Genomic DNA, 11,510 nt, shown 5'->3' on the forward strand with positions numbered 1-11,510 from the left:
TAGGTGTCCGACACGTGGAAGTCCAGCGGCGGGCTGGCCAGGATGACACCCGACAGGCCACCGAACAGGAACGTGACGATGAATCCGACCGAGAACAACATCGGCGATTCGAACGTCAACTGCCCCTTCCACATCGTGCCGATCCAGTTGAAGAACTTCACACCGGTCGGGACGGCGATCAGGAAGGTCATGAACGAGAAGTACGGCAGCAGCACGGCGCCGGTGGCGTACATGTGGTGCGCCCACACCGCGATCGACAGGGCGGCGATACCCAGGGTCGCGTAGACCAGCGTCGTGTAACCGAAGATCGGCTTGCGGCTGAACACCGGGAATATCTCCGACACGATGCCGAAGAACGGCAGCGCGATGATGTACACCTCGGGATGCCCGAAGTACCAGAACAGGTGCTGATAGAGCAGCGCGCCGCCGGATGCCGGGTCGTAGATGTGCCCGCCCAGGTGCCGGTCGTAGGCCAGGCCCATCAGCGCGGCGGTCAGCAGCGGGAAGGCCAGCAGCACCAGCACGCTGGTGACGGCGATGTTCCAGGTGAAGATCGGCATCCGGAACAGCGTCATGCCGGGCGCGCGCAGGCAGACCACGGTGGTCAGCATGTTGACGCCGCCGAGGATGGTTCCCAGGCCGGAGACGGCCAGACCCATGATCCACAGGTCGGCGCCGACCCCGGGCGAATGCACGATGTCCGACAGCGGGGTGTAGGCGGTCCAGCCGAAGTCGGCCGCGCCGCCCGGGGTGATGAAGCCCGCGGTCGCCATCGAGGCGCCGAACAGGTACAGCCAGTAGCTGAACGCGTTCAGGCGCGGGAAGGCGACGTCGGGGGCGCCGATCTGCAGCGGCAGCACGATGTTGGCGAAGCCGAACACGATCGCGGTCGCGTAGAACAGCAGCATGATCGTGCCGTGCATGGTGAACAGCTGGTTGAACTGCTCCGGCGACAGGAACTGCAGGCCGGGCCGGGCCAGCTCACCGCGCATCAGCAGCGCCATCACGCCGCCGATGAGGAAGAACGACATGGCCGTCACCAGGTACATCACACCGAGCACCTTGGGGTCGGTGGTGGTGACAGCCTTGTAGATGAACGACCCCTTCGGCCCCAGACGTGGTGGGTACGGCCGAGTCGCTTCCAACTTCGGGACTGGCTGGGGCTCTACAGCAGTCACTGATCCTCCATTAGGTACGGCAATGCGCTACGACGCATCGTAAACCGTGCTGCCACAGCGCATCGCGCCCGGTCCTACTCTGTGTCGTATTCGACCGTCGCGGGTGTCGTCGTTGCGGTGATGTCGGGGCGGCTGTGTACCCTTCCCCGCATGCCGGTGATCGAGGTCGACTCCACCCGAAACACCACAGCCCGCAACCGCCGCCACGCTCGGCGTTTGCGCGTCGGTAGCTTGGCCGCGGCCGCCGCCGTGGCGTTGGTCGCGGGCTGCGCGCAGGGGTCGCACGACGACGCCAGCATCGTGCGCACCACCACCAATATCGCCGGGGCCGCCGTGGTCGGAATCGAGCGCGACACCCGCACCGCGTGCGCGCTGCCCTCGGCGCCGGATCAGCGGTCCGGCACCCACACCGTCGCCCAGCCCGCCGGACCCACGCAGGTCCCGGCGGACCCCCAGCGCATCGTCGTGCTCGACACCACGGCACTGGACGCCGTGTGCGCGCTGGGGCTGTGGGAGCGCGTGGTCGGCGCCACCACGCTCGCCGGGGAGGCCCCGCAGCCGACCTATATGGGCACGGGCGTGCAGAAGATTCCGGGCGTGGGCGGCATCGGCGCACCCGACGTCCAGGCGATCGCGGCGCTGCGACCGGACCTGATCCTCGGCGGCGACGGCAGTGTCGATGCGCTGCGCGGGATCGCCCCCACCGTGCAGGCCGGGCCCGGCAACTGGCAGTCGACCTTCACCGGCTACGCCGAGGCGATGGGCCGCAGCAACGCGGGCGCAAAGGCGCTGGCGGACTATCGGACCGCCGCCCGCGATACCGGCACCGCGGTCGCGGCAAACCTGTCGCAGGCCTCGGTCATCCGCTTCGCGCCCTCCGCCGACATCCAGGTCCAGGGCGACGACAGCTTCGCCGGGCAGGTGCTCGCCGACGCCGGGGTGCAGCGGCCCGTCGCGCAGCGCGGGGCCTCGTTCAGCGTCAGCAGCCTCTCCTCCGCCGACGACCGCAACAAGATCGAGGGCGACATCGTCTACCTGATGTTCGACGGGCCCGACGGCAAGACCCACGGCGAAAAGGTGATGGACGGCCCGGACTGGGAAAAGGTCAGCGCCGTCATCGATAAACGCGATTTCGCCGTCGACGACGCGATCTGGCACGGCACCGGCCTCACCGCCGCCCGAGCCCTGCTCACCGACCTGGCCAAGTCGCTCAACAGCTACGTCACCGACTGAGCCCCGGCCGAAAGCACGCCGGGGAACGAGTAGAGGCATACCCAGGGAACGAGCAGCACGCCGGGGAACGAGCAGCACGCCGGGGAACGAGTAGAGGCACGCCCAGGGAACGAGTTAGAAGGGCACGCCCGGGGGAAGATCGCCGTTGGCGCAGGTTGTCAGGCGGAGGCATCCGCGTCCCCGACCTCTTCGGGATGGCGGCGCACGCTCTTGCGGGGGCGTAGCGCGTAGGCGGGGACCAGTTGGTCGGTCAGGTGCAGCGGCGGACGGCCGTCCGCGTACGGAATCGAGAAATTCACCCGGCCCAGCCAGTCGCCGTTCAGGCTCGGCACCCAGTGCGTCAGGGTGCCGGGCCGCTCGCCCGTCATATCCAGTCCGGCCCCGTTGATGTGACGTGGCATCCCTGGATCACGCACGAGCAGGGCATCGAGACGGACCCACACCGGGCGCGGCGGATAGGTGAGCGCCCGGTAGTAGTAGCCCGTCTCGTTCGGGTACTGCAGCTCGGGCTCCGTGCCTTCGGTCCGAGGTAACTCACCTTCCTCGTTCGAACGCATATTCGAATACTAGCGCGGGGTCCATGACACGTCTCGAGACGGTCGAATTTCGTCGTATGAGCAGGTCAGCACGCGTGCGCGCGAGACATTCGCCGGTCGTGCGCCGAACTCCGCGCGGTGGCGTCGAGGTCGGCAACCCCGGTTGGCGAATCACCGAGCCTGAATGAGCGCGTGCTTACCGCTGGTGCGCCAGTCCTGCCCGGCGGCGTCGAGGTCGGCCACCTGTTCGGCGGACAGTCCGGCGATGACGTCGGACTTCAGCGTGCGCAGCGCGGTGACCGGCGACGGGAAGTAGGCGGTGAGGTCGGCGAACGACGTCGTCGGGGGCCAGTCGCGGTCGCCGAGCAGGCGGCGGTAGTTCAGGTCGCCCTTGAGGATCGTCATCGCCGCGCACGCGAACTCGACCGCGAGATCTTCCGGCAGATCGTGGAATGACAGTGGGGCACAAAAGAATTCGTGGGTGCGCGGGACCAGGCGGCCCTCGTTCATCACCTGCCACAGCCGCTCCCCCGCCCGCGCGGCCTCGGCCGCATCGCTGTCGCGCAGCACACGCACCGCGGCCAGCAGGTCGGCCATGGTCGCGTCGGAGACGTAGTACGGCTGCGGTTTGAGGTAGATCGTGACCCGGGCGGCCGAACCGCTGGTGAGCAGGTGATCGATGAGGATCAGATCGGGCAGCAGTTCCCGGCCCGCGTTGTCCGCCACCAGGCAGACGTCCGGATCGGTCGCCGCGGCCAGCGTCGCCCACAGCACCGGGCTGTCGTCGACCAGCAGCCTTTCGTCCCGGGCACCCGAACCGGCGGTCAGCTGGAAGCCGAGGTCGGCCTGGTTGCCCCACAGCGCCGAGACCAGCAGGGCATCGCGCTTCTTGTCCTCCGGCACATCCGCCAGCGCGGCGAGCGCGTGCAACTCGTCGGCGACGGCCGGGCTCGCCAATTCGGCGGCCTTGGTCGGCCCGAAGGGATCGATACCCTGCCAGACACCCGCGCCGAAATATCCGACCGCCTCCAGTAGTCGCCGGTAGAAGTAGCTTTCGGCCCACAGGAACGAGGCCTCACCCCACGGGCGCCCCCACATGTCCCGCCCCCACTCGTGCCACCGCGCACCGTCCCCCGCATCGGTCTCGAGCGGTTCGATCACCCCGCCGATGCTCTCCGCCAGCAGTTTCCGCAGCGCCGTCTGCTCCGCGTGCCCATACGGATGGGCGTCGATCACCTGCTCGATCAGCTTCGGATGACGCTCGTGGAACACACTGTGCGGAAACGAGCCCGGGACTCCGGCGAGAATCTGCGGCGCATCGGTCATCCCTCGATCCTGTCATCCACGACGGGTGGGCCTGCGATGCACCACCGGGTCGCCGCGGACCACTGGGGCGAACATCGGCACCCGAATCCGGCCCGAGCGGTCACGATCCGCCGCAATCGAGCACGAATCGCCATGTGTCGGCCGAATGTGTCCGCTGCGGCCGGATCGCACAGCCAGACAGACCGATCAGTCCGTTTTGGTGAGAGTTGGTTTCCCGGACGGCAGCCGTTCAAGTTGCGTTGCGTTGGCTTGGACAAGGTGCGATCCATGGTTGACCGACATCTGCACTCCGGCATCTCGCGACGGACCCTGCTGCGCTCCACCGCGGTGGGTCTCGTCGCCGCGCCGGGGCTGGTGGCGTGCTCGTCGGACGGCCCCGGATTGGTGCGGGAGCGGCCGAACCTCACCCACGGCGTGGCCGTCGGCGATCCCCGCGGTGACGGCGCGCTGATCTGGGCCCGCTCCGACCGCCCGGCCAAGCTGATCGTGGAGACGTCGGCGACCGAATCCTTCACCGATACAAGGCGTTTCGAGGGACCGGCGCTCACCCCCGCGACCGACGGCACCGGTCGGCTGCGCCTCGCCGGACTGCCCGCCGGGCAGCAGGTGCACTATCGGGTGACGCTCGAGGGGGACGGCGGAGCGACCTCGGAACCGCTCACGGGGGTGTTCCGCACCGTGCCGACGGCGGCGTCGGATCTGCGGCTGCTGTGGTCGGGCGACGTCGTCGGCCAGGGTTGGGGCAGCAATCCGGACCTGGGCGGCATGAAGATCTTCTCGGCCATGGCCGCCCGCGACCCGCACCTGTTCATTCACTCCGGCGATGCCATCTATGCCGACGGCCCGCTGAAGGAATCGGTGACGCTGCCGGACGGACGTGTCTGGCGCAACGTGGTCACCGAGCCGAAATCCGCAGTGGCCCAGACCCTCGAGCAGTTCCGCGGCCAGTACGCCTACAACCTGCTCGACGACAACTATCGGCGCTTCACCGGTTCGACGGCGCAGGTCGTGCAGTGGGACGACCACGAGACGGTCAACAACTGGTACCCGGGCGGCACCGTCGCCGCGACCAAGGGCTACACCGAGCGCAGCATGGATGTGCTGGCCCAGCGCGCGTGGCAGGCGTTCCACGAGTGGATGCCGCTGGACCCCGCCGAGGCCGTCGACGGCAGGCTCTACCGCAAGATCCCCTACGGCCCGCTGCTGGACGTGTTCATGCTCGACATGCGGACATATAAGGACGCCAACGACGCCAATCGTTCCCCCGACGGAAAGATCTTCGGCGCCAAGCAAACACAGTGGCTGATCGACTCGCTGCGGGAGTCGAAGGCCACCTGGAAGATCATCGCCAACGACCTGCCGCTGGGCCTGGTCGTGAAGGACGGCGAGCAGCCGAACACCACCGCCTTCGAGGGTCCGGCGAACAGCGACCCGGGCGCACCGTCCGGACGCGAGACCGAGATCGCCCGGGTGCTGTCGGCCGTCAAGGCGAACAGGGTCACCGGCGTCGTGTGGCTGACCGCGGACGTGCATTACACCGCCGCACACCATTATTCGCCGGAGCGCGCCGCCTTCACCGACTTCGACCCGTTCTGGGAGTTCGTCTCCGGCCCGCTCAACGCCGGGGCGTTCGGCCCCAACGATCTCGACGGAACCTTCGGCCCCACAGCCGTTTTCGTCAACGCGCCGCCCGTACAGAACACCTCGCCGATGGACGGCTTCCAGCACTTCGGCGAGGTGCTCATCGACGGCAAGAGCAGGGAGCTGACGGTCAACCTGTGCGACGCGACGGGCAAAGTGCTGTTCACCCAGCGCCTACCACCGGCCTAATCGACCAGCGCCCAGTTATTCCGGCGCCCCACACCGTCATTCCGGCACGCTCGCCCCATCATTCCGAAACGCCCGCGACCCTCGTCATTCCGGCATGCTTTTGGCCGGAATCCACCGTGAGATTCCAGCCAAAAGCGCGCCGGAATGACGGGGCGAGCGCGCCGGAATGACGAGGATTGGGCGTGTAGATGACGAGGCGCGGGGCGTCCAGGACGTCCGAATGTCGTTGCGGGACTGGTTAGCTCAGAAGTCCCAGTCCTCGTCCTCGGTGTTCACCGCCTTGCCGATGACATAACTCGACCCCGACCCGGAGAAGAAGTCGTGGTTCTCGTCGGCGTTCGGTGACAGCGCCGACAGGATCGCGGGGTTGACGTCGGTCTCGTCCTTGGGGAACAGGCCCTCGTAGCCGAGATTCATCAGCGCCTTGTTGGCGTTGTAGCGCAGGAACTTCTTGACGTCCTCGGTCAGGCCGACCTCGTCGTAGAGGTCCTGGGTGTACTCGACCTCGTTCTCGTACAGCTCGAACAGCAACTCGAAGGTGTAGTTCTTCAGCTCGGTCTGCTCGGCCTCGGTGAGGCTCTCCAGGCCCTTCTGATACTTGTAGCCGATGTAGTAGCCGTGCACGGCCTCGTCGCGGATGATCAGGCGGATCAGGTCGGCGGTGTTGGTGAGCTTGGCCCGCGAGGACCAGTACATGGGCAGGTAGAAGCCGGAGTAGAACAGGAAGCTCTCCAGCAGCGTGGAGGCGACCTTGCGCTTGAGCGGCTCGTCACCGTTGTAGTAGTCGAGGACGATCTCGGCCTTGCGCTGCAGGTTCCGGTTCTCCTCCGACCAGCGGAAGGCGTCGTCGATCTCGCGGGTGGAGCACAGGGTGGAGAAGATCGAGCTGTAGCTCTTGGCGTGCACCGACTCCATGAACGCGATGTTGGTGTACACCGCCTCCTCGTGCGGGGTCAGCGCGTCCGGGATCAGGCTCACCGCGCCGACCGTGCCCTGGATGGTGTCCAGCAGCGTCAGGCCGGTGAAAACCCGCATGGTCAGCTGCTTTTCGTGGGGGCTCAACGTGTTCCACGACGGAATGTCATTGGACACCGGAACCTTCTCCGGCAACCAGAAGTTGCCTACCAGCCGGTCCCAGACCTCGGCGTCCTTCTCGTCGGGCACCCGATTCCAGTTGATCGCAGACACTCGGTCGATCAGCTTCACGCGCCGCTCACTCACCCTTCTCACCTAGCCGGACCGTACAGATTTCCCGTACGGGAAAACACTACTACTTGGGGGCGACAACCCCTTGCAGCACAAGACCTTGTGTCTCCCCCGTCCTGCGCAAATGCCGTCAACGTGGGCCGATGCACACCCGCACCGCGGCGCGAACCGCCATGCCGACCATCACAGCACATCGTGCCGCGCATGACAGGTCAACCCCGCGTACGCTATTGGATGCTCGCAGTTTGCCAGACACGGCATCAATGCGTCGCGATGCCGCTCGGTTCGATCACCACCCGCGTGTTGTTCGAAAGGAGTCAGTGCAATGGCAGTTCCCGGCACGGTCCGGTCCGGTAGCTCGCTGAGCTCGTGGACGATCTTCTCCGGTGTACTCCTGCTCATCGCCGGCGTGATGCACCTGCTGACGGGCATCGCCGCCATCGCGGAGCGCTCGGTGTTCATCGTCGACGAGGACGAGATCTTCCGCATCAGCCTCACCGGCTGGGGATGGCTGCACGTGGTGATCGCCGCGCTGGTGATCATCGCGGGAATAGGGATCGTCAACGGCAAGACCTGGGGCTACCTCGGCGGCATCGTCATGGCCGCGCTCAGCGTCCTCGCCAACTTCATCTTCGCCCCGATGTACCCGTTCTGGGCGCTGGTCATCATCGCCATCGATGTGCTGGTGATCTGGGCGCTGGCCCGCCAGCTGTCCGCCGACGACGCCTGAAAGTCGTTTCCGCGCCGCGCATTCGACCTGCCTACCCCGAGGCAGGTCGAATGCCGCCCCCGTCAGATGCCCAGCACGACCTTGGCGGTGGTGAAGTAGATGATCAGCCCCGTGGCGTCGACCAGGGTGGTGACCATCGGCGCCGAGATCACCGCCGGGTCGATGCGGAGTTTCTTCGCCAGCAGCGGCATGGTGCCGCCGATGGTCGCCGCCCAGCCGCAGATGACGATCAGCGTGATGCCCACGACCAGCGCGATCTGCGCGCTGACGAAGATGCCGCCGATGATCATGCCGACCACTGCCAGCATCGACCCCAGCACCAGGCCCACCCGGCATTCCCGCCAGATCACCCGCAGCAGGTCCGACACCCGGACCTCGCCGACGGCCAGCGCGCGCACGCACGACGTCGCCGCCTGCGCGCCCGCATTGCCACCGGCCCCGATCAGCAGCGGAATGAACAGCGCCAGGTGCGCAGCCTGGGCGAGGGTGGCCTCGAAGGCGTCGGTCACCGAGACCGTCAGCGTGGCCGCCACCAGCAGCAGCATCAACCACATCGCCCGGTACCGGGCCAGCTGGAACACCCCGGCCGCCATGTAGTGACCGGCCCACGGCGTGGTACCGGCCTGCCGTGCCACGTCCTCGCTGTCGGCGGCCTCGATCACCTCGACCGCGTCGTCGATGGTCAGCAGCCCGACCAGCCGGTCCTCGCTGTCGACCACGGGCAGGTTGATGAGGTTGGTCTCGCGCATCAGCCGGGCGGCCTTCTCCGCCGAGTCCGTGGCCCGCACGAACACCGGTTCGGTGACGACGAGATCGGACACCATGGCCTCGGGCGCGCTGAGCACCAGCTCGCGCAGCTCGACGATGCCGATCAGCCGTCGACCGAGATCCACCACCGGCAGCGTGTACACGGTCTCGGCGCCGACGCCCTTCACCCGCACCATCTGCAGGGCCTGGGCGACGGTCACCTGCCGCGGCAGCGCGACGACCTCCGGCGTCATGTACCGGCCGACAGCGCCCTCCGGATAGCCGAGCAGGGCGGCGGTCATGCGGCGTTCGCGCGGGCTCAGCCCGGCCAGCACCTTCTTGGCGACCTTGGCCGGGGCCTCGCGCAGCATCCGGGCGCGGTCGTCGGGATCCATCTCCTCGACGAGTTCCCGGAATGCCTGGCCGCGCAGGCCGGACAGGATCTGCTGCTGGTCGACGGGCTCGAGCTCCTCGAACACCGCCAGCGCGCTGTCCTTGTCGAGCAGCCGGAAGGCCAGACCGGCCTGTACCGCGTCCATGCGCGCGAGTTCGTCGGCGATCAGGTGCGGCGGGTGATTGTCCAGCCACGCCAGGGTGGCGTCGACGCGGTGGCAGTCGACGATGTCGCGCAGCGACTCGCCCTGGGCGAACTGCGGCAGCGATTCGGTGGACACGGACTCGGCGGACGTCGGCTCGGCTACGGGGAGCACGGGAGCGGCGACGGAGAGATCGGTCGGCGACATGGCAGAACCTCGGCACAACGGCATGCAGCACTACGGCATGGAGCGGGAATGGAACCGGATCATCACACCGCGGGGCGCCGCCCCTACCGCCGACGAACTATCGGCAGATCATGAAGGCGACGCCGCGCGGCCTTCGACTGGGGGGCTCGCTACGCATAGCAACCCACCTCCTCATCGTCGCCGCCGTTCATGTGCGCCGTCCGCCCTTCGACGAACGCAGCCATCGGCGACTGGCCCGCCGATGACGCAATATTGCATTCTGGAGCAGCATACTCGAATACCGAGCACGCCACGCCGGTAGGAGTACAACACCACGGCGCGCCGGGTCATTCCCGGCTCCAGCGCCGCCCCCGCACCACGCGGCCGAAGTCCCCCGAGTTAACTTGGGGGCCAACAATATTGCGGCGGGCGCAACCGCGAGCCGGAATCCGATCATTTTCCGATAAGTTCGCACTCATTTGCCGTCACACCCCGTTCGGCGGCCGACCGCCATGGCTTAAGGTCTGCCCTCGTGCGTGTTCTGGTGCTGGAGGATGATCCGCGGCTGTGCCGCGAGGTCACGGAGGGGCTGCGGTCGGCCGGATTCGCCGTCGATATCGCGAGACATATCGCCGATGCCGATTTCAAGATCGCCGTCAACCGCTACGACTGCCTGGTCGTCGACCGCGGGCTGCCCGACGGCGACGGCCTGAATCTGGTCGCGGGCATCCGCACCGCGGGCCACGCTGTGCCCGCGCTGATACTGACGGGCCGGGACGGGCTCGCCGATCGCATCGCCGGATTCGAGCATGGCGCCGACGACTATCTGGCCAAGCCGTTCGCGCTGGCCGAACTGGTGCTGCGGGTGCGCGCACTGTGCCGCCGTCAGGCGCCGCCGACCGTCTCGCGGGTCGCGGCGGGCGATATCGAGATCGACCTGATGCGACGCCGGGTGCGGCGCGGCGGGATCCTGCTGTCGCTGACTCCCAAGGAGTTCGCCGTGCTGGAGCTGATGGCGGCACGGCGCGGCACCGTCGTCTCGCGCACCGAACTCATCGAGTGCTGCTGGGACGAAATGGCCGAGCCCGCATCCAATGTCGTCGATGCGGTGGTCGCGAAGCTGCGCCGCAAGCTCGGGCCGCCGTCGGTGATCGAAACGGTGCGCGGCACGGGATTCCTGCTCGCCGTCGAGTCCGTGGGCGCGGCGTGAACGAGCGCAGTCCCGCGCTGGCCCGGCTGCGCCGCACCCGATGGATGCTGACCGCGCTCGTCACCTCGATAACCCTGGTGTGCGTGGGCGTACTCGGCGTGGTCGCGGTGCTCGTCGACGGCCAATCCCGTTCTCGCGGTGTGGATCACGATCTCGATCGGGTGGCCGGGGGGCTGGCCCGCGCGGTGCAGCTCGCCGACGACGACCGCACCCTCGACATCTCGACCATCATCGACGACGAGCTGGCGAATCAGCAGACCGCGGTCGCCGTCCTCACCCGCGGCGGAACCAACGGGCCGTGGGGGCAGGCGCACGCCTATCTGCGCTCGCAGCTGCCGAGCGACGCCGATCTCGCCATGCTCGCCGCCGACGCGGTGGACCGGTCGCAGCGCCAGATCTACGCGACCCTGCTGCACACCGATACCGATGTCTCCGGGGCGCCGGTGCGGATCGCGGCGACCCCGGTGTTCTGGGACGACACCGATCTCGTCGCGGTGGTGCTGGCGGGCTCGACGCCGATGAGCGGAGCCGATGCGCATCGACTGCTGATCGGCGGCGTGGCGCTCGGCGGCCTGCTCATCGTCGCCGCCGCGGGCGCGGCCGGGCATCTGCTGGCCGGGCGCAGCATGCGCGCCGCGGTCCAGGTGCTCGACGAGCACGAGCAATTCCTCGCCGACGCCGCCCACGAGCTGCGCACGCCGCTGACCACCCTGAAACTGCTCACCGAATCCCGGCCGCACACCGCCGACGACGTCGATCGGGTGCTGCGTGAGACCCGCGGCCTGGCCGACC

General features: G+C 67.8%; 10 protein-coding genes. 5 read left to right on the plus strand and 5 right to left on the minus strand.

The window, feature by feature from the left end; translation table 11 throughout:
* Positions 1-1,178, minus strand: a 1,178-nt coding sequence (locus tag NM1_RS04370) for a cbb3-type cytochrome c oxidase subunit I (protein ID WP_068014181.1), incomplete at its 3' end; no start/stop codon positions are given.
* A gap of 150 nt (positions 1,179-1,328) precedes the next feature.
* Between NM1_RS04370 and NM1_RS04375 the strand changes: the two genes are divergently transcribed.
* On the plus strand, positions 1,329-2,411 hold the full coding sequence (locus NM1_RS04375) for an ABC transporter substrate-binding protein (protein ID WP_084519152.1): 1,083 nt from the start codon (positions 1,329-1,331) through the stop codon (positions 2,409-2,411).
* Positions 2,412-2,569: 158 nt separating this feature from the next.
* On the opposite strand, the gene NM1_RS04380 is transcribed toward NM1_RS04375, so the two are convergent.
* Positions 2,570-2,968 carry a hypothetical protein gene (locus tag NM1_RS04380; RefSeq protein WP_068014169.1) on the minus strand — a complete coding sequence of 133 codons (399 nt, stop codon included), beginning with the start codon at positions 2,966-2,968 and terminating at the stop codon, positions 2,570-2,572.
* A 150-nt stretch (positions 2,969-3,118) separates the two neighbouring features.
* Positions 3,119-4,273, minus strand: coding sequence for a damage-control phosphatase ARMT1 family protein (locus tag NM1_RS04385; RefSeq protein WP_068014171.1), 1,155 nt, complete (start codon positions 4,271-4,273; stop codon positions 3,119-3,121).
* Positions 4,274-4,540: 267 nt separating this feature from the next.
* Here NM1_RS04385 and NM1_RS04390 point away from each other — a divergent pair, with 267 nt between their 5' ends.
* A complete protein-coding gene (locus tag NM1_RS04390) occupies positions 4,541-6,103 on the plus strand; it encodes an alkaline phosphatase D family protein (RefSeq protein WP_068014183.1) in 1,563 nt (520 codons plus the stop codon).
* A gap of 243 nt (positions 6,104-6,346) precedes the next feature.
* Here NM1_RS04390 and nrdF read toward each other — a convergent pair whose 3' ends face one another.
* Positions 6,347-7,309, minus strand: coding sequence for a class 1b ribonucleoside-diphosphate reductase subunit beta (gene nrdF / locus NM1_RS04395; RefSeq protein ID WP_068014175.1), 963 nt, complete (start codon positions 7,307-7,309; stop codon positions 6,347-6,349).
* A 325-nt stretch (positions 7,310-7,634) separates the two neighbouring features.
* Between nrdF and NM1_RS04400 the strand changes: the two genes are divergently transcribed.
* Positions 7,635-8,039 carry a DUF7144 family membrane protein gene (locus NM1_RS04400; protein WP_068014177.1) on the plus strand — a complete coding sequence of 135 codons (405 nt, stop codon included), beginning with the start codon at positions 7,635-7,637 and terminating at the stop codon, positions 8,037-8,039.
* Positions 8,040-8,101: 62 nt separating this feature from the next.
* Here NM1_RS04400 and mgtE read toward each other — a convergent pair whose 3' ends face one another.
* Positions 8,102-9,529 carry a magnesium transporter gene (gene mgtE, locus NM1_RS04405; protein ID WP_084519153.1) on the minus strand — a complete coding sequence of 476 codons (1,428 nt, stop codon included), beginning with the start codon at positions 9,527-9,529 and terminating at the stop codon, positions 8,102-8,104.
* 511 nt (positions 9,530-10,040) lie between these two features.
* On the opposite strand from mgtE, the gene NM1_RS04410 reads away from it, so the two are divergent.
* The gene (locus tag NM1_RS04410; RefSeq protein WP_068014179.1) at positions 10,041-10,718 is read left to right on the plus strand and encodes a response regulator transcription factor; all 678 of its coding nucleotides are present in this window, start codon (positions 10,041-10,043) and stop codon (positions 10,716-10,718) included.
* Positions 10,715-11,510 (plus strand): histidine kinase dimerization/phospho-acceptor domain-containing protein (locus NM1_RS04415; protein WP_373864018.1); only part of this gene is annotated, 796 nt, incomplete at its 3' end. The genes NM1_RS04410 and NM1_RS04415, both read left to right, overlap by 4 nt.

It is taken from the genome of Nocardia mexicana NBRC 108244 (assembly GCF_001613165.1).
GTDB classification, from domain to species: Bacteria; Actinomycetota; Actinomycetes; order Mycobacteriales; family Mycobacteriaceae; genus Nocardia; species Nocardia mexicana.

Bases quoted from the DNA above. Each gene is read 5' to 3' on its own strand.
- NM1_RS04400 (WP_068014177.1), top strand. From the start codon at position 7,635: ATGGCAGTTCCCGGCACGGTCCGGTCCGGTAGCTCGCTGAGCTCGTGG.
- mgtE (WP_084519153.1), bottom strand. From the start codon at position 9,529: ATGTCGCCGACCGATCTCTCCGTCGCCGCTCCCGTGCTCCCCGTAGCC.
- NM1_RS04390 (WP_068014183.1), top strand. From the start codon at position 4,541: ATGGTTGACCGACATCTGCACTCCGGCATCTCGCGACGGACCCTGCTG.
- NM1_RS04385 (WP_068014171.1), bottom strand. From the start codon at position 4,273: ATGACCGATGCGCCGCAGATTCTCGCCGGAGTCCCGGGCTCGTTTCCG.
- NM1_RS04375 (WP_084519152.1), top strand. From the start codon at position 1,329: ATGCCGGTGATCGAGGTCGACTCCACCCGAAACACCACAGCCCGCAAC.
- NM1_RS04380 (WP_068014169.1), bottom strand. From the start codon at position 2,968: ATGCGTTCGAACGAGGAAGGTGAGTTACCTCGGACCGAAGGCACGGAG.